The sequence below is a fragment of the Curtobacterium sp. PvP017 genome (genome assembly GCF_054060195.1).
In genome coordinates this window covers 157565-175723 of the sequence record NZ_JBSSCY010000003.1, presented here as the reverse complement: position 1 = coordinate 175723, position 18159 = coordinate 157565, and the positions used below count along the sequence as shown (strand labels likewise).

15 protein-coding genes are annotated in these 18159 nt (G+C 70.7%); 8 read left to right on the top strand and 7 right to left on the bottom strand.

The window, feature by feature from the left end:
* The first annotated feature begins 31 nt into the window (after nucleotides 1–31).
* A complete protein-coding gene (locus ACVKXF_RS08335) occupies nucleotides 32–979 on the top strand; it encodes a hypothetical protein (RefSeq protein ID WP_456795435.1) in 948 nt (315 codons plus the stop codon).
* A 31-nt stretch (nucleotides 980–1010) separates the two neighbouring features.
* On the opposite strand, the gene ACVKXF_RS08330 is transcribed toward ACVKXF_RS08335, so the two are convergent.
* Entirely contained in the window at nucleotides 1011–1979 is a 969-nt protein-coding gene (locus ACVKXF_RS08330) for a beta-ketoacyl-ACP synthase III (RefSeq protein WP_340197713.1), read from the bottom strand.
* Between the two features lie 176 nt (nucleotides 1980–2155).
* Here ACVKXF_RS08330 and ACVKXF_RS08325 point away from each other — a divergent pair, with 176 nt between their 5' ends.
* Nucleotides 2156–3127, top strand: coding sequence for an aldo/keto reductase (locus tag ACVKXF_RS08325; RefSeq protein ID WP_123312750.1), 972 nt, complete (start codon nucleotides 2156–2158; stop codon nucleotides 3125–3127).
* Nucleotides 3128–3266: 139 nt separating this feature from the next.
* Here ACVKXF_RS08325 and ACVKXF_RS08320 read toward each other — a convergent pair whose 3' ends face one another.
* The 3 genes from ACVKXF_RS08320 to zapE form a co-directional block, all read right to left on the bottom strand.
* Nucleotides 3267–3917, bottom strand: a complete 651-nt coding sequence (locus ACVKXF_RS08320) for a tyrosine-protein phosphatase (protein ID WP_456795434.1) — start codon at nucleotides 3915–3917, stop codon at nucleotides 3267–3269.
* A gap of 134 nt (nucleotides 3918–4051) precedes the next feature.
* Nucleotides 4052–5326 carry an ammonium transporter gene (locus ACVKXF_RS08315; protein WP_111086361.1) on the bottom strand — a complete coding sequence of 425 codons (1275 nt, stop codon included), beginning with the start codon at nucleotides 5324–5326 and terminating at the stop codon, nucleotides 4052–4054.
* A 202-nt stretch (nucleotides 5327–5528) separates the two neighbouring features.
* Nucleotides 5529–6485, bottom strand: coding sequence for a cell division protein ZapE (gene zapE / locus ACVKXF_RS08310; protein ID WP_340197717.1), 957 nt, complete (start codon nucleotides 6483–6485; stop codon nucleotides 5529–5531).
* Nucleotides 6486–6670: 185 nt separating this feature from the next.
* On the opposite strand from zapE, the gene ACVKXF_RS08305 reads away from it, so the two are divergent.
* Nucleotides 6671–7576 carry a sulfurtransferase gene (locus tag ACVKXF_RS08305; protein WP_456795433.1) on the top strand — a complete coding sequence of 302 codons (906 nt, stop codon included), beginning with the start codon at nucleotides 6671–6673 and terminating at the stop codon, nucleotides 7574–7576.
* Nucleotides 7573–8022 (top strand): SufE family protein, encoded by a 450-nt coding sequence (locus ACVKXF_RS08300; RefSeq protein WP_123312753.1) that lies wholly within the window; start codon nucleotides 7573–7575, stop codon nucleotides 8020–8022. The genes ACVKXF_RS08305 and ACVKXF_RS08300 overlap by 4 nt, the downstream gene beginning before the upstream one ends.
* 528 nt (nucleotides 8023–8550) lie before the next feature.
* Here the strand turns inward: ACVKXF_RS08300 and ACVKXF_RS08295 are convergent.
* Nucleotides 8551–9774, bottom strand: a complete 1224-nt coding sequence (locus ACVKXF_RS08295; protein WP_333926075.1) for an alpha/beta fold hydrolase — start codon at nucleotides 9772–9774, stop codon at nucleotides 8551–8553.
* A gap of 23 nt (nucleotides 9775–9797) precedes the next feature.
* Here ACVKXF_RS08295 and ACVKXF_RS08290 point away from each other — a divergent pair, with 23 nt between their 5' ends.
* The 4 genes from ACVKXF_RS08290 to ACVKXF_RS08275 all read left to right on the top strand — a co-directional run bounded on the left by ACVKXF_RS08290 (nucleotide 9798) and on the right by ACVKXF_RS08275 (nucleotide 15121).
* Nucleotides 9798–10379: a DUF3000 domain-containing protein gene (locus tag ACVKXF_RS08290; protein ID WP_123312757.1), complete on the top strand. Its 582-nt coding sequence runs from the start codon at nucleotides 9798–9800 to the stop codon at nucleotides 10377–10379.
* The gene (locus ACVKXF_RS08285) at nucleotides 10376–11632 is read left to right on the top strand and encodes an HRDC domain-containing protein (protein ID WP_456795432.1); all 1257 of its coding nucleotides are present in this window, start codon (nucleotides 10376–10378) and stop codon (nucleotides 11630–11632) included. Before ACVKXF_RS08290 ends, ACVKXF_RS08285 begins: the two co-directional genes overlap by 4 nt.
* Nucleotides 11633–11759: 127 nt before the next feature.
* The gene (locus ACVKXF_RS08280) at nucleotides 11760–12980 is read left to right on the top strand and encodes a thiolase family protein (RefSeq protein WP_456795431.1); all 1221 of its coding nucleotides are present in this window, start codon (nucleotides 11760–11762) and stop codon (nucleotides 12978–12980) included.
* A 2-nt stretch (nucleotides 12981–12982) separates the two neighbouring features.
* On the top strand, nucleotides 12983–15121 hold the full coding sequence (locus ACVKXF_RS08275) for a 3-hydroxyacyl-CoA dehydrogenase NAD-binding domain-containing protein (RefSeq protein ID WP_456795430.1): 2139 nt from the start codon (nucleotides 12983–12985) through the stop codon (nucleotides 15119–15121).
* 124 nt (nucleotides 15122–15245) lie between these two features.
* Here ACVKXF_RS08275 and ACVKXF_RS08270 read toward each other — a convergent pair whose 3' ends face one another.
* Together ACVKXF_RS08270 and dxs are read right to left on the bottom strand one after the other, a co-directional pair.
* Nucleotides 15246–15980, bottom strand: a complete 735-nt coding sequence (locus ACVKXF_RS08270; RefSeq protein WP_456795429.1) for a hypothetical protein — start codon at nucleotides 15978–15980, stop codon at nucleotides 15246–15248.
* A 135-nt stretch (nucleotides 15981–16115) separates the two neighbouring features.
* Nucleotides 16116–18047, bottom strand: coding sequence for a 1-deoxy-D-xylulose-5-phosphate synthase (gene dxs, locus ACVKXF_RS08265; RefSeq protein ID WP_456795428.1), 1932 nt, complete (start codon nucleotides 18045–18047; stop codon nucleotides 16116–16118).
* Nucleotides 18048–18159 lie beyond the last annotated feature (112 nt).

Sequence of the window (18159 nt, the reverse complement as noted above, 5' to 3'; positions counted from 1 at the left end):
GCCTCCCACATGCCCGGCGTACGGTGAGCGCATGGCCCGCTCCCCGAAGGACCAGGCGATCGTGCCGCTGCCGAACGCCCAGGTCTCCCCCATGCCCGACGACTCCCGGACCCCACAGGTGCAACAACCCGCCGGGTGGGTCAAGTTGCTCGACCGTGCCATCAGCGTCCAGCGCCCGGTGGTCGTGGCGCACGTCAACGCGATCCGCCGACGCAAGCCGGACGCCACCCCCGCCGAGGTCATCCAGATCCTCGAGCGGCAGTACCTCACCGCGGTCACCACCGGTGGCGCAGCGGTCGGTGCGAGTGCGGTGATCCCCGGCGTCGGGATGGTGGCCGCCCTCGGCCTGAGCGGCGCAGAGACGATCGGGTTCCTCGAGACGACGGCACTGTTCGCCCAGTCGGTCACCGAGGTCCACGGCATCGCGTTGGACGACCCTGAGCGGGCACGGACCCTCGTGATGGCGATGATCCTCGGCGCGCCGGGCACGCAGCTGATCAAGCAGCTCGGCGGGCAGATCGCCGGCGGCCAGGCTCGCACCGCGTTCTGGGGCGAGATGGTGACCTCGTCGTTGCCGAAGCAGGTCGTGAACGGCCTCGGCGGACAGGTCCGCGACCAGTTCATCAAGCGGTTCGCGGTCCGTCAGGGGACGTCGGTGCTCGGCCGCGCCCTCCCGTTCGGGATCGGCGCTGCGGTGGGTGGGCTCGGCAACCACGCGCTCGGGCGGAAGGTCATCCAAGCCTCGCGGACCGGGTTCGGGCCGCCGGCCGCGCACTTCCCGATCGTGCTCGAGCCGAAGTCGGGCAAGCAGCCGAAGTCGGGCAAGCAGTCCAGGGCCGACAAGCAGCCGAAGGCCGACAAACGGTCCACGGCTGACAAGCACCTGAAGGCAGAGAACCAGCCCAAGCCGAAGGGCCTGGGCTGGCGCCGAGGATCGGCGAAGGACGAGGACCTCTGGTCGGAGACCCCCGAACGCTGAACCGCTCTGCTCGGGAACCGGCACGGCCCGGTCAGAACGACCGAACCGGCGTCCTGACCACCTGCCCGGCGTGCGCGAACCCGCCGCCGAACCCGAACAGCAGCGCGGGGACGCCCTCGGGCAGGTCCCCGCGCGCCCAGGCCTTCGACAACCCGAGCGGCACACTGGCGGCCGAGGTGTTCCCGGACTCGACGACGTCGCGGATGACGAACTTCGACTCACCGCCGAGCGCGGTGACGAGCGGCTCGATGATCCGCAGGTTCGCCTGGTGGAACGCGAAGACCTCGATGTCGTCCATCGTGAGTCCGGCGGCCTCGACGACCTTGCGGGCGTGTCCCTCGGCCTCGGTGATGGCCCAGCGGTAGATGGAGCGGCCCTCCTGGTTGAAGCGGCCGGGCGACCCCTCGACCCGCACCGCGTCGAGCAGGTGCGGCACGCTGCCCCACGACACGGGTCCGATCTCGGGGGTGTCGGTGGCGCCGAGCACGGCGGCCCCGGCTCCGTCGCCGACGAGCACGCACGTCGAGCGGTCGGTCCAGTCAGCGATGGCGGACAGGGTCTCGGACCCGATGACGAGCGCGACGTCGGCAGAACCGACGCGGATCGACTGATCGGCGAGGGCGAGTGCGTACTCGAACCCGCTGCAGGCGGTGTTGATGTCGATGGGCGCGGGACCGTTCGTCATCCCGAGCGCCGCGGCGACCCGGCCGGCGGTGTACGGCGCGCGGTCCTGGTGCGTGGTGGACGCGACGATGACGAGTCCGACGGCCGAGGGCGAGACCCCGGCGTCGGCGAGGGCGTTGCGGCCCGCTTCGATCGCCATCGACGTGACGCTGTCGTCCGGTCCGGCGATGTGCCGGGTCTGGATGCCGGTCCGGGTGCGGATCCACTCGTCGTTGGTGTCGACCATGGTCGAGAGCTCGTCGTTGGTCAGGATGCGTTCGGGCTGGTGGTGACCGAACCCGAGGATCCGGCTGCCACGGAGTGCTGGGGTGTTCACCGACGTCACGGTACTCCTCCCCGCAGCACCGACATGCCCCCGACGGCATGCAGAACCACACGACGGACCAGGCACGACCACAACGCCGCACCAAGCACGACCACGACGCCGCGCCGTGCAGAACCGGTACTCCCAGGGCCTGGCACGGTGCCCCTCGGAGCGCGTAGACCGGAGTCATGGACTACACACACCTCGGACGGACAGGGCTGTCGGTTTCACGAGCAGTGCTCGGCACGATGAACTTCGGCCCGGAGACCACAGAGGACGACTCGCACGCCATCATGGACCGGGCCCACGAGCTCGGCGTCAACTTCTTCGACACCGCCAACGGCTACGGCGGCTCGGTGGGCAAGGGTGCCACCGAGGAGATCATCGGCCGCTGGTTCGCGAAGGGCGGCGGCCGCCGCGAGAAGACGGTCCTGGCGACCAAGGTCTACGGCGAGATGATCGACTGGCCGAACGGCGGCAAGCTCAGCGCGTTCAACATCCGCCAGTCGCTCGACGCCAGCCTGCAGCGGCTGCAGACGGACCACATCGACCTGTACCAGTTCCACCACGTCGACCGTGCGACGCCGTGGGACGAGATCTGGCAGGCGATCGACGTCGCCGTGCAGCAGGGCAAGGTCCTGTACGTCGGGTCGTCGAACTTCGCGGGCTGGCACATCGCCCAGGCGCAGGAGGCCGCGAAGCGCCGCCACACCTTCGGCCTGGTGAGCGAGCAGTCGATCTACAACCTCGTCGTCCGCGACATCGAGCGCGAGGTCCTGCCCGCCGCCCGCGAGTACGGCCTCGGCGTCATCCCGTGGTCGCCCCTGCAGGGCGGCCTGCTCGGTGGCGTCATCGAGAAGACCGAGAACGGTTCCCGCCGCCTGTCGGGTCGCAGCGCCGAGTACGTCGAGGGGCACCGTGACCAGCTCACGGCCTACGAGTCGTTCGCGAAGGAGCTCGGCCACACCCCGGGTGAGCTCGCCCTCGCGTGGCTCCTCCACCAGCCCGGCGTGACCGCGCCGATCACCGGCCCCCGCACGATGGAGCAGTGGGAGTCCGCGGTCCGCGCCGTCGACATCCGCCTGGACCAGCGTGCGCTGGACCGGCTCGACGAGATCTTCCCGGGGCACGAGACCTCGCCGGAGGACTACGCCTGGTGAGCTGACGGAACGGGCCGGGACCACGGCCCGCGATCAGGACCACGGACGGGAGGCACGGTGCGCGTCGGACGCGCACCGTGCCTCCCGTCCGCCGTTGCGGCCACTGCACGTGGCGAGCCGCAGGGGCCACGCACGCCCGTCAGAGCGACGCGATCTCCGCGTCCGTCAGTCCGGTCCAGCGCAGGTACGCGCCGACGCTCCCCCAGCGCGACTCGACGTGCCGGACGACGGTGGTCATCGTCTCCGGCACGCACCGCTGGGCGACCGCGGTGGCCTCGGGGTCGGTGCTGACCGCACGTTCCGCGACGAACCGGTCCGCCAGCCCGACAGCACTGGCGGCGTAGTCGACGCCGACGGTCTCGAGCGACGCGCCCCAGAGTCGGGCGAGCAATCCGCTGACGACGCCGGTGCGGTCCTTGCCGGCCGAGCAGCAGACGAGCACGTCGCCGTCGGCCCGGGCGATGGCGCGGAACGCCGCGGCGATCCCGGTGCGGTGCCGTTCGAGCCAGTCGACGTACTGCTCCTCGAGCTGCACAGCCCGGGCGCCGGACTCGACGGTCGACGGGTCGAACAGCGGGACGAGCCGGTAGCCGTCGGTGGTCGCGAGCGGGTGCGGGACGCGGGCGGCCTCGTCGTCGCGGCGGAGGTCGACCACGGCGCTGAGGCCCGTCGGGTACACGTCGGCACCGACGCGCTCGGTGTTCGCGCGGTACACGGTGTGGGCTCGGGCGTCCTGCAGGCCCGGTCCCCCGACCTCGCGCAGGTTGGTGAGGGTCGACGTCGTCGTCATGCGACCACCCTGTCAGAAGACGGACGCCGGACGCCGGACGCCGGATGCCGGACGACGGACCGCACGACGACGGGCCCCGCGCTTGCTGTGTGCGCGGGGCCCGTCGTCGTGCGGGTGGTGCTGGTGTCTGCTGGCTAGCGGACCGAGACCGGCGAGTCGTCGGTCTGCTCGTAGAGGACGTAGCCCTCTTCGCCGTGGACCGCGGTGTCGATACCGGCGACCTCGTCCTCGGTCTTGACGCGGAAGCCGATCGTCTTCTCGATGAGGAAGCCGATGACGAACGCCAGGACGAAGGAGTAGATGCCGACGGCCAGGGCCGCGGTGGCCTGCTTGCCGAGCTGCTCGAACGAACCGGAGTAGATCAGGCCGGTGTCGTTGGCGAAGAAGCCCAGGTACAGCGTGCCGACGATGCCGCCGACCAGGTGGACACCGACGACGTCGAGCGAGTCGTCGAAGCCGAGACGGTACTTCCAGTCGATCGCGAAGCAGCAGATGATGCCGGCGACGAAGCCGAGCAGGATGCCCCAGCCCGGGGTCAGGTTGGCACATGCCGGGGTGATCGCGACGAGACCGGTGACGGCACCCGAGGCGGCGCCGACCGAGGTGGCCTTGCCGTCCTTGAGCTTCTCGACGAGCAGCCAACCGAGGATGGCGGCGGCCGGAGCGGCGAGGGTGTTGACCCAGGCGATCGCGGCGATGCCGTCAGCAGCGCCCTCGGAGCCGGCGTTGAAGCCGAACCAGCCGAACCACAGGATGGCGGCACCGAGCAGGACGAAGGGCGGGTTGTGCGGCTTGTGCGCACCCTTGGCGAAGCCGACGCGCTTGCCGAGGACGAGCGCCAGGGCGAGACCTGCTGCACCGGCGTTGATGTGCACCGCGGTGCCACCGGCGAAGTCGATGACGCCCCACGTGGCGGCCCAGCCCGAGGTCAGGTTGAAGACCCACGAGGCGACCGGGAAGTAGACGACTGTGACCCAGATGCCGGCGAAGACCATCCACGCGCCGAACTTGGCGCGGTCGGCGATCGCACCGGAGATGAGAGCGACCGTGATGATCGCGAACGTGGCCTGGAAGCCGACGAACGCCATCGACGGGTACGCCGCCTGGATGTTCGAGGACTGCGCCTCCTCGAAGGCCTGGCCGAGACCGATCTGGTTCCAGTCGATGCTGAAGAACCCGACCACACCGGAGACCGCCGTGCCGTCACCGTGGTTGGCGAAGGCGATCGCGTAGCCGTAGAGCACCCACAGGACGCTCACGAGTGCGATCGCACCGAACGACATCATCATCATGCTGATGACGGACTTGGCCTTCACCAAGCCGCCGTAGAAGAAGGCCAGGCCGGGTGTCATGAACAACACCAGCGCCGCCATGACCAACACGAACGTCGTGTTGCCCTGATCAAGCATCTGTTCACCTCTCGATTGCACGAACGGCTCTTGGACCGCCTCGGGTGTCACCGAGTCTGGCGATGCGAGGTTTCGCGAGGGAGCACGATGTGTTTCGCGGATGTAACGCGACGGCGCGGTTTGTAAACGTCGTGTTTCGCACGGCCCGAAGCCCCCTGGAAAGGGGGTGCACCGACCGGTCAGCGGACGGCGAGGGCGAGCGTCAGTCCTGGGCGCGCGTCAGCGCCACGACACGGCTGGCGGCACGCAGGTACTTCTTCCGGTACCCGCCGTCGAGCATCGCGTCGGGGTACACCTGGTCGAGCGGGGTACCAGAGGCGACGATCCGGACCTGGGCGTCGTACAGCCGGTCGACCAGGGCGACCCAGCGCAGCGCGTCGGTCTGGTCGGTGAACGCCCGGACGTCGGTGAGCCCGACGGCGTCGAGACCCTCGACCAGCGCGACGTACTTCGAGGGGTGGACCGACCCGAGGTGCGCGACCACGGCCGAGAAGTCGTCGAGAGTGGCATCCCCGGACGGCAGGGCCGCGGCCACGTCGGACACCACACCCGCCGACTCGTCCACCGCGCGGCGGCGGTAGTCGAGCCCGTCGATCCGCATGGTGTCGAACCGGTCGGACATCGCCTGGATCTCGCGCAGGAAGTCCTGCGCCGCGAACCGCCCCTCGCCGAGCGCGCCCGGAGGCGTGTTCGAGGTGGCGGCGAACCGGGTGCCGGTCTCGGTGAGCTCCTTGATCAGGCGCGTCATGACCATCGTGTCGCCCGGGTCGTCGAGCTCGAACTCGTCGATGCAGACCAGCGCGGTCCCCCGCAGCAGGTCCACCGTGCCCTGGAACCCGAGTGCGCCCACCAGAGCGGTGTACTCGATGAACGTGCCGAACGTCTTCCGCCCCGAGGCCGCGTGGTACGCCGCGGCGAGCAGGTGGGTCTTGCCGACACCGAACCCGCCGTCCAGGTAGACGCCGGACTTCGCGGCGGGCTCGACCGACTGCTTCCGGCGGCCGAACAGCCCGCGACGGGGCGCCTCGGTCGGACCCGCCGCGACGAACGCGGCGACGGCGTCGCGCACGTCGGCCTGCGAGGCGTAGTCCGGGTCGGGCCGGTACGAGTCGAACGAGGCGTCCGCGAACTGGGGCGGTGGCACGAGGGCCGCGGCCATCTGCTGCGGGGTCACCTGGGGGTCACGGTCGACGAGGTGCGCTGGCAATCGAGTGGGCCTTCCGGGAAGCAAGTCGTGCGGTGTCACGTTGCGGCTGGGGCACGGTACGTCCGCGTACCGTTGCCCACAGGCACCGACGACCGATCCTAGTCCGGTGCCGGATGACCACCTGGAGGTAGCCCACCATGACCGCACCGGTCGACCCGTCCGAGAAGTTCACCGCCTACGCCCACCCGGAGCGTCTCGTCTCCACGGAGTGGCTGCAGGAGCAACTGGACGCCCGCACCCCGGACCTGGTCGTCGTCGAGTCCGACGAGGACGTCCTGCTCTACGAGACGGGCCACATCCCCGGTGCCGTCAAGATCGACTGGCACACCGACCTCAACGACCCGGTCGAGCGCGACTACATCGACGGCGAGGCGTTCGCCGAACTGCTCGGCAGCAAGGGCATCGGCCGTGAGACCACCGTCGTGGTCTACGGCGACAAGAACAACTGGTGGGCCGCCTACGCGCTCTGGGTGTTCTCGCTGTTCGGCCACGAGGACGTCCGCCTGCTCGACGGCGGCCGTGCGAAGTGGATCGCCGAGGACCGCGCCCTCACCACCGACGAGACCGTCGTGACGCCGGCCGAGTACCCGGTCGTCGACCGGATCGACACCGAGATCCGTGCCTACAAGGACGACGTGCTCGCCCACCTCGGCAAGCCCCTCATCGACGTGCGCAGCCCAGGCGAGTACGACGGTTCCCGCACCACCGCCCCCGACTACCCGGAAGAAGGAGCGCTGCGCGGCGGCCACGTCCCCACCGCGGTGAACATCCCGTGGGCCACGGCCGCCGCACCGGACGGCACCTTCAAGCCGCGCGCGGAACTCGACGCGATCTACCGCGAGGGCGCCGGCATCGGCGACGCGGACGAGGTCATCGCCTACTGCCGCATCGGTGAGCGGTCGAGCCACACCTGGTTCGTCCTGCAGCACCTGCTCGGCTACGACAGCGTCCGCAACTACGACGGTTCGTGGACCGAGTGGGGCAGCGCCGTCCGCGTCCCGATCGTGCAGGGCGCGGAGCCGGGTACAGTTCCGAACCGATGAACGACGCCACACTCCCCGCCACCCTCGCCGAGATCCGCGACGACTTCCTCGCCCTGGGCCAGAAGGACCGCCTGCAGCTCCTCCTCGAGTTCTCGAACGAGCTGCCCGCACTGCCCGAACGGCTGCAGGGGCACGAGGACGAACTCGAACGGGTCGAGGAGTGCCAGTCCCCCGTGTTCATCACGGTGACCGTGGGCGAGGACGGCGACGCACCCGACGTCGTCCGCATGCACGCGACCGCTCCGCGCGAGGCGCCGACCACGCGCGGCTTCGCATCGATACTCGCGCAGGGCCTGAGCGGCCTGACGGCAGCGCAGGTGCTCGCCGTGCCCGCGGACTACCCGTTGACGATCGGCCTGTCCGAGGCGGTCAGCCCGCTGCGGATCCGCGGCATGGTGGGCATGCTCGGTCGCGTGCAGCGTCAGGTGCAGGCTGCGGTGTCGTAGACGCGACCGGAAGGCGGACGGGAGGCCCGTGGCGGATCCGCCACGGGCCTCCCGTCCATCCCCCCTCGGCACGCATGCCGTCCTCTGGAATACCAGTCCGGACCCGTGCCGGGATGGTGCGGTCAGCACCAGGGGGAATGACGATGGCGAGTGGGACCTGCTCGGTCGCAGTCGGCGACGTGTTCACCGTGCCGTTCCCGATCAACGCCGGTTCCTGCCCGCGTTCAGCCACGGATCAGAGGACTACGACGGGGTGCACGTCACGAACTTCGAAGGGTCGAGGATGCGGAGGGCGACGGCTGACGAGCGCGGCCGGGCCGACCGGCGACTCGTCTCGAGGAGTTCGGGCCTTGCCAGCAGACGACGAACGGAACGATTGCCGCACCACCCGCTTCGTGAGCAGGAAGGGTCGAGTGCGCGACGGTGACCCGACCATTTCTGCTCACGAAGCGACCGAACGCACGCAACTTCGGACGGGAGGCGCGGTGCCAGCTGACACCGCGCCTCCCGTCCGCCCTTCGGTCGCGTCTACCGCGCGCTGGCCGCCCCGCGCCGCTGGACCACCTCGGTGAGCCACGCGAGGATGCGGGCGTCGAACCAGTCGGCGTCGTGGTTCCAGAGCTTGGTGTGCCGGGCCGTGGTCTGCACCTCGAGCCGTACCAGGTCGGGTCGGGCGCGTGCCAGGTCGTGCGACGCGGACGACGGCACGAACCCGTCGTCGTCGCTGTGCAGGAGCAGGATCGGCACCGTGAGCTCGGCGGACCGGGTGACCATGTCGAGCTCGCGCAGGTCGACGGGCCGCTGCAGCCCCGCCAACCGGTGGAGCACCGGGGTGCGGAGCAGCCGCTGGGCGACCTTGCGGACCGGGCGCGGCAACCCCATGAGCTGGCTCTGGGACTTGAGCACCGCGTGCCAGTCGACCACGGGCGACTCGAGCACCACACCATCGACGAGCCCGGCGAAGCGCGAGCGCAACAGGGTCTGCAGCACGACGGCGCCGCCCATCGACCAGCCCATGAGCACGACGCTCTGCGCGTTCTGGGCGCTGAGCCAGCGGAGGACGGAGTCGATGTCCTCCCATTCGGTGCTGCCGAGGCCGTAGCGGCCGTCCACGCTCGGCGGTGCGACGCCGTCGTTCCGCCACGATGCGAGCACGACCGAGTAGCCGGCGGCGCGGAAGACCGGGACGGCGCGGATGGTCTCGGCGCGGGTGACGCCGCGCCCGTGCACCAGGACGGCCCACGGGGCATCCGGGTCGTCGGCACGGACGACCCAGGCGGGTGCGGGCCCATTCGGGGTGGGGATGTCGATGTCCTCGACGGGCACGTCGAGCTCGCCGGGGGTCAGGTAGAACCAGCCGCCCCAGCGACCGCGGCGTGCAGCGGTCGGGTCGCCGGCGTCGATCGCGATGATGCGACGCGTGACCGTGGTGTCGGTGGTGCCGAGGACCTCGCCGACGCGCATGTGGCCGGTGCCGGCACCGAACCAGAGCGAGTACCGGCCCTGCAGCTCGGTGTCGGCGGTCCGCTCGATGGTCACGGTCATCCGGACCGGATCGACGGCGTGGATCGGGACGCGTTCGGTGCGTTTGCGGTCCGGGGTGACGACGGCACGGGCGACGGCGGCGACGAAGCCACCGATGACGGCCGTTCCCACGGCGGCGGCGGCCAGACCGGCGCCGAGTGCGATGAACCCGGCCGATCGTGCGGTCTCCTGGACGGCGTCCTCGGCGGGTCGCGCGGATCGGGACATGGCCCGGAGCCTAGTCTGCATGTGTGTCCGAAACCCGAGAGCCCGACGCCTTCGCGCGGCTCCGCGCGTTCGTGTCCTCCGGCAGCAGCCGTTCCGAGACCACCGTCACCGAGATCCCCTCGCCCACGCGGATCGCACCGTTCTCGATCGCCCTGGCGGCGGACGTGTCCGGCACCGCGCACGGCGTCGAGTCGGACCTCGGCACCGGGCGCTTCATCGCCCTGTACGACCCCGAAGAACCCGAGGGCTGGGGCGGTGCCTTCCGGGTCGTCTCGTTCGCCCAGGCGCCGCTCGAACCGGAGATCGGTGTCGACGAGTTCGTCGCCGACGTCACGTGGAGCTGGCTCGTCGACGCGCTCGAGACGCACGGCGCCGAGTACGACCATGCCTCGGGCACGGCCACCAAGATCATCTCGCGCGGGTACGGCGACCTCGCCGCACAGGGTGACGGCGCCCAGCTGGAACTCCGCGCATCGTGGACGCCGCGCGGTGACGACCTCACCGCGCACGTCCGGGCATGGCAGGACATCGTCGCCATGCTCGCCGGTCTGCCTCCTGCCTCGGACGGCGTGACCCTGTTGGCCCCGAGGAGGCTCGCCAAGTGACCGACCCCGTCAGTTCGACCCCCGGTGCACCGGACCCCGCGTTCGAGGACTCGCACGAGGCCGTCAAGGTCATCGACTCGCGTGACGACTACCTGGCCGCCGTCGCGGCGATCGCTGCGGGTCACGGCCCCGTTGCCGTCGACGCCGAGCGCGCCAGCGGCTACCGCTACTCGCAGCGCGCCTACCTGATCCAGGTGTTCCGCCGCGGTGCCGGCGCGTTCCTGTTCGACCCGATCCCGATCGGCGACTTCTCCGAGCTGCAGGCGGCCATCGTCGACGAGGAGTGGCTCTTCCACGCCGCGTCGCAGGACCTGCCGTGCCTGCAGGAGGTCGGCCTCGTCCCGACCCGAATCTTCGACACCGAACTCGGCGCGCGCATCGCCGGGTTCCCCCGGGTCGGCCTCGGTGCCGTCGTCGAGCAGCTGCTCGGGATCACGCTCGCCAAGGCGCACTCGGCGGCCGACTGGTCGACCCGACCGCTGCCGCAGTCGTGGCTCGTGTACGCATCGCTCGACGTCGAACTCCTGCCGGACCTGCGCGACGCCCTCGCCGCGAAACTCGACGAGGCCGGCAAGTCCCGCATCGCGGAAGAGGAGTTCGACGCGGTGCTGCACCGCGCCCCGAAGCCCGTCCGTGCCGAGCCGTGGCGCCGACTGTCCGGCATGCACGCCCTCCGTGGTGCCCGCGCCCTGGCGATCGCTCGGTCGCTCTGGGTCGCCCGTGACGAGTACGCCCGCGCGGCCGACATCGCTCCCGGGCGCACCATCCCCGACGCCGCGATCGTCGCAGCGGCGGCGGCCGCACCCGCGTCGCGCGCCGAGCTCGGCGGGCTGAAGGCGTTCACCGGCCGGGCCAGCCGGTCCGAGCTCGACCGCTGGTGGGCCGCGGTGGACGAGGGCCGGACGACCGAGGACCTGCCGAAGCTCCGCGGATCCGGCGAGGCCACGCTCCCGCCGCCCCGCGCCTGGGCCGACCGCAATCCCGCGGCCGACCGCCGGTACAAGGCCGCCCGTGCTGCGGTGACGAAGCGGTCCGAGGAGCTCGACATCCCGCTCGAGAACCTGCTCACCCCGGAGACCCTCCGGGTGGTGTCGTGGGCACCGCCGTCGCCACCGTCGACCGAGCTGGTCGGGGCTGCCCTCGCCTCGCACGAGGCCCGTCCGTGGCAGGTGGAGGAACTGGCCTCGGTCATCGCCTCGGCCTTTGTCGCTGCTGCACAGCAGCCCGCGGCGACGGATGACGTCGAGTCGTAGGAACCGCCCAACCGGCATGCGGCCGCCCAGCCTGGGGGCATAGCGTCGGGAGCGTCGCCGGGCGAGGCCCGGCCGGCCGGAGCGACCAGCGTTCCGGCCCGATCGAAGAGGATCTGGGAGGCCCGGATTGCCAAAGGCATCAGACGTCGTGTTCGTGGACGGAGTACGGACGCCGTTCGGACGAGCCGGCGAGAAGGGGGTGTTCTGGAAGACCCGGTCCGACGACCTCGCGGTGCACGCGATGCGCGGACTGCTCGACCGGAACGCCTCGCTCGACGGAGCAGCGGTGGACGACGTCGCCGTCGCGGCGACCACGCAACAGGGTGACCAGGGGCTGACCCTCGGCCGCACCGTCGGCATGCTGGCCGGCCTGCCGAAGTCGGTCCCGGGGTACGCGATCGACCGCATGTGCGCCGGTGCCATGACGAGCGTCACGACGCTCGCGGGGGCCATCGCCTTCGGTGCCGCGGACATCGCGATCGCCGGCGGCGTCGAGCACATGGGACGCCACCCGATGGGCTTCAACTCCGACCCGAACCCGCGGTTCATCGCCGAGCGCATGGTGTCCAGCGACGCACTGGTCATGGGTTCCACCGCCGAGCGCCTGCACGATCGCTTCCCGGCGATCACGAAGGACCGCACGGACGCCTACGCCGTCCAGTCGCAGCAGCGCTACGCCGCCGCCTGGGCAGCCGGCAAGCTGCAGCCGGACATCATCCCGGTCGAGGTGAACAAGGGCGACGGCTGGGACGTCGTCAGCACCGACGAGCCGCCGCGTCCGGGGACCACGCTCGAGGCCCTGGCCGCGCTGAAGACCCCGTTCCGTCCGCACGGACGCGTCACCGCCGGCAACGCCGCCGGTCTCAACGACGGCGCGACGATGAGCCTGCTCGCCTCGGCAGAGGGCGCCAAGGAGCACGGCCTGCCCGCGAAGATGCGGATGGTCTCGTTCGCCTTCGCCGGCGTCGAGCCCGAGGTCATGGGCGTCGGCCCGGTCCCCGCCACCGACAAGGCGCTGTCGAAGGCCGGCCTGTCCATCGACGACATCGGCCTGTTCGAGATCAACGAGGCGTTCGCGGTGCAGGTGCTCGCCTTCCTCGACAACTACGGCATCGCCCAGGACTCCACGAACGTCAACGCCTGGGGTGGCGCGATCGCCGTCGGGCACCCGCTGGCATCGAGCGGTGTCCGCCTGATGACGCAGCTCGCGGCGCAGTTCGCCGAGCGTCCGGACGTCCAGTACGGCATCACCACGATGTGCATCGGGCTCGGGCAGGGCGGCACCGTCATCTGGGAGAACCCCGGTTTCAGCAAGTCCGCAGCACGTTCGGCTCGGAAGGGGGCTTGAGCATGACCACCGTCGACACCGACCGCCTGTCCGAACTCAGCGAGGACGAGGTCGTCACGCACTCGTTCGTCAAGCACGTCACGATGCCCTCCGGCGGCACACTGGCACTCATCACGCTCGACAACGGCAAGGACTACAAGCGTCCGAACACCCTCGGGCCGCGCACGCTGCACGAACTCTCCGGGGTGCTCGACACCCTGAAGACCGAGGCGGCCGCCGGGACGATCCAGGGCGTCGCGATCACCGGCAAGGAGTACTGCTTCGCCGCCGGGGCCGACCTGTCGCAGGCGGCCTCGGTGCCGTCGCGGGACGTGGCGCACGACCTCGCGGCCCTCGGCCACGCCACCCTCCGCAAGCTGTCCGACCTCGGCGTGCCGTCGTTCGCGTTCATCAACGGCATCGCCCTCGGCGGCGGGCTCGAGATCGGACTGCACTGCACCTACCGGGCGTTCTCGTCCGCCGCGCAGGGCATCGGCCTGCCCGAGGTCTTCCTCGGCATCATCCCCGGCTGGGGTGGCGCGACGCTCCTCCCCCGCCTGATCGGCCCCGAACGAGCGCTCCGCGTCATCGTCGAGAACCCGCTCAAGAACAACCGCCTGATGGACGGCCCGGCCGCGGTCGAGATCGGCATCGGCGACGTGCTCATCCCGTCGGTGACGTTCCTGCCCGCAGCGGTGGCCTGGGCCGACGGCGTCATCACCGGCGCGACCAAGGTGGTGCGCAAGAACGAGCCGGGCATGCTCGAGAAGGCTGCCTGGGGCACCGTCGTCAAGGTCGCGAGGGGGCAGGTGGCGTCGAAGATCGGCACCGTGCCGAAGTCGCCGTTCCGAGCGCTCGACCTCGTCGCCGCGGCTCGCGGCGGCTCGTTGGACGAGCGGTTCGCCGACGAGGACGACGCCCTCGCGGACCTGCTCTCCGGCGATCAGTTCGCCGCGTCGATGTACGCGTTCGACCTGGTGCAGAAGCGTGCGAAGAAGCCCGTCGGCGCTCCGCAGGGCGTCGAGCCGAAGAAGATCACGAAGGTCGGTGTCCTCGGCGCCGGGCTGATGGCGTCGCAGTTCGCGCTGCTCTTCGCCCGACGCCTCGGCGTCCCCGTGGTGATCACCGACGTCGACCAGTCCCGCGTCGACGCCGGCGTGGAGCGCATCCGTGGCGAGGTCGCGAAGCTGCTCGACAAGGGCCGGATCTCCCCCGACGACGCCAACCGCATCACGGCCCTCGTCAGCGGCTCGGTGTCCTACGACGCCTTCGCCGACGCCGACTGGGTGATCGAGGCCGTCTTCGAGGAGATGACCGTCAAGCAGGAGGTCTTCCGGAAGATCGAGCAGGTCATCGCCCCGGATGCCATCCTCGCGACGAACACCTCGTCGTTGTCCGTCTCCGAGATGGGCTCGGTGCTCTCTGACCCGTCGCGCTTGGTCGGTTTCCACTTCTTCAACCCCGTCGCCGTGATGCCCCTGCTCGAGGTCGTCCGGACCGCCGACACCTCCGACGAGACACTCGTCACGGCACTCGCCGTCGCGAAGACCCTCAAGAAGACGGCGATCATCACGGCCGACCAGCCGGGCTTCGTCGTCAACCGCGTGCTCGCACGGGTCCTCGGTGAGGCCATGCGCGGCGTCGAGCAGGGCACCTCGTTCGACGTCGTGGCGGCCGGTGCCGCGCCGCTGGGACTGCCGATGTCGCCCTTCGAGCTGCTCGAGCTCGTCGGACTGCCGGTCGGCGCGCACGTGCTCGACTCGCACCACGCCGCGTGGCCAGAGCGCTTCTACCCCGGTGACGGGCTGAAGAAGATCGCCGAGCACGGGAAGATCCTCACCCGCGACAAGAAGGGCACCGCGACCGGGTACGATCCCGCCGCCGTCAAGCTCGTCGCGCCGTCCAAGAAGGACGCGAAGCCCGTCGACGCCGCAGCGATGCAGCAGCGCTTCGAGGACGCCCTGGCCGACGAGCTGCACCGCATGCTCGAGGACGAGGTCGTCCAGCACGTCGAGGAGATCGACCTCGGCCTGATCCTCGGTGCGGGCTACCCGTTCCAGGCCGGTGGGATCAGCCCGTACCTCGACCGCAGCGGTGCGTCCGAGCGCGTCTTCGGCGGGAGCTTCCACGACCCGCTGATCGTCGGCCCGGCTTCTCGCTAGCCGGCGCGAGTCCGTCCCGCACAACCGAAGTCACCCCGAACCGCGGATCGCCGTGGTTCGGGGTGACTTTGGTCGTGCGTGGCCGGCCCGCAGCGGTGTCGTCCACCGCCGTCGTGAGCCGCCGTCAACCGCCGACGCAGTCGTTGCTGCCGCTGAAGCACGGCGGGACCGACGGCCGTGGTGCCGACGGCTCGGGCGGCTCGTTGTCGTACGACGTGAAGTACGCGGCGCTGTGCGTCACGACGAGCACGTAGTCCGCCCCGCTCGCCCGGACGGCGTCATCGCGTCGGTCGACGCCGAGACCCGGTGCGGACTGCACGACGGACGATCCCTCCGACTGCCACAGTCCGAGTGACCCGTCCCAACCGCGGACCCGCACGACCGCGAACCGGTCCTGCCCGAGGTCGCTGCCGAGTGCGATCGACTGCCGCCCACCGATGTCAACCAGGGACGGCGTCGATCCGTCCGGCTGGATCGCCTGTGCCACGAGGTCTTCGTCGGTCAGGCCGCCCGCGCGCAATGCCGGACCGACGATGCGCACCGCGTCGACCGGTGTGTCCGCACCGTCGATCGTGTACACCGCTCCGGCGTCGATCCGACACGTCGTGCCCGAAGCGGGCTGGAAGAACCCGGAGTTGCTCGCGTGGCCGCACGAGTCGGTCCAGGTGGTATCGACCCGGTGGACTGCGGCGGTGCCCTTCCAGTCGACCACACGGTGCATCGTCTGTCTGGCGCTGATTCGGGCATCTGCACCGAGCTCCGGCGCGACCGAAGCGTCGTTCATCGCTGCGCACCCTGAGGACAGGGCCACCACGGCGAGACCGATCGCCACCGCCGTCGTCCTGAACCCCCGTCGCATGCAGCGATCCTGCCAGACGTCCCCGAGGGACATGCCCCTGACGGCATGGGTGACCTTCCGGCGGAACCAGGTTCCGGACACAGCACCGCGGAAGTACGTGGTGCCATGTCCGGAACCTGGTTCCGCGCACCCCGCCTAGCGGTCGGCCGACTCCCGCGACCGCGCGGGCTTCGCCTGCGGCAACTTCGTCCCGACGACCTGGTCGATGACGTCGCGGGCGATCGCCTGCGCCGTCAACCCGACGTCGGCGAGGATCTGCGACCGGGTCGCGTGGTCGATGAACGCGTCCGGCAGGCCCAACTCGTTCACACCCGTGTCGACCCCGGCGGCCCGCAGGTCCTGCCGCAGTCGTGTGCCGACGCCGCCCACGCGCACGCCGTCCTCGATCGTGATGACGAGCCGATGCGTGCGCGACAGCTCGATGAGCGACGACGGGATCGGCACCACCCAGCGCGGGTCGACCACGGTGACGCCGATGCCCTGCGCCTCGAGCAGCCCGGCGGCCTCGAGTGCGGTCGGCACCATCGAGCCGACGGCCACGAAGAGCACGTCCTCGACGCCGTCCGCGGCGGCGTGCAGCACGTCGACGCCGTCGGGGAGACGACGGACCGCGGGGATGTCAGGCCCGACCTGGCCCTTCGACCAGCGCAGCACGGTGGGGGCGTCGTCGACCGCGATCGCCTCGCGGAACTCCTCACGCAGGGTCGCGGCGTCGCGCGGAGCCGCGATCCGGATCCCCGGCACGACCTGCAGGAGCGCGAGGTCCCACATGCCGTGGTGCGAGGGGCCGTCCGGCCCGGTGATCCCGGCGCGGTCGAGCACGAAGGTCACGCCGGCCTTGTGCAGGGCGACGTCCATCAGCACCTGGTCGAACGCGCGGTTCAGGAACGTCGCGTAGAGCGCCACGACCGGGTGCAGGCCGCCGTAGGCCAGACCAGCTGCCGTGGTGACGGCGTGCTGCTCGGCGATGCCGACGTCGTACACGCGGTCGGGGTGCTGCTCCTGGAACAGGTGCAGCCCGGTCGGCCGGAGCATCGCCGCCGTGATCGCGACGATCCGGGGGTCCGAGTCACCGGCCGACGCCAGCGCCGACGCGAACACCGAGGTCCACGACGGCCCCGACGCGGCGTCGAGCGACTCCCCCGTCTCCGGGTCGATGTGTCCGACGGCGTGGAACTGGTCGGCCTGGTCGCGCAGGGCGGGTTCGAACCCGTGCCCCTTCTCGGTGATCGCGTGCACGATCGTCGGGGCACCGTAGGCCTTCGCCTGGCGGAGCGCCGCTTCCATCGCCCGCTGGTCGTGGCCGTTGACCGGGCCGATGTACTTGATGTCGAGGTTCGAGTACAGCGCCTCGTTGTTCGTGAACCGCGACAGGAACCCGTGCAGGCCCCCACGCATCCCCCGGTAGACCGCACGTCCGGGGGCACCGAACCGGTCCGCCACCGCCCGCGAGGTCTCGTACAGCGCCCGGTACTCGCGCCGCGTCCGCATCGAGCTGAGGAAGCGCGCCATGCCACCGATCGTCGGGGCGTAGGACCGGCCGTTGTCGTTGACCACGATGAGCAGCCGGCGGTCGTTGTCGTCCGAGATGTTGTTGAGCGCCTCCCACGTCATCCCACCGGTGAGGGCACCGTCACCGACGACCGCGACGACGGTGCGGTCGGTCTGGCCGGTCTGCCCGAAGGCACGGGAGATCCCGTCGGCCCAGGACAGCGACGACGACGCGTGCGAGGACTCGACGATGTCGTGCTCCGACTCGCTCCGCTGCGGGTAGCCGGCGATGCCGCCCCGCTCGCGCAGCTTCGAGAAGTCCTGCCGCCCGGTGACGAGCTTGTGCACGTACGACTGGTGTCCGGTGTCGAACACGAACGGGTCGTTCGGCGAGTCGAAGACCCGGTGCATCGCGAGCGTCAGCTCGACGACGCCGAGGTTCGGTCCGAGGTGCCCGCCGGTCTTCGCGACCTCGGCCACCAGGAACCGGCGGATCTCGGCGGCGAGGTCGGTCATCTGCGCGTCGGAGAGACGCTTCAGGTCGCGCGGCGACGTGATGCTGCTGAGCAGGCTCACGGGCGCTCCTTTCGTGGGGCTGTCGGCCCACTCTATGCGCGCAACCGGCAGACGGGCTGGAGGCCCGTGGCGGGTTCGCCACGGGCCTCCAGCCCGTCGTGTGGTCGCGTCA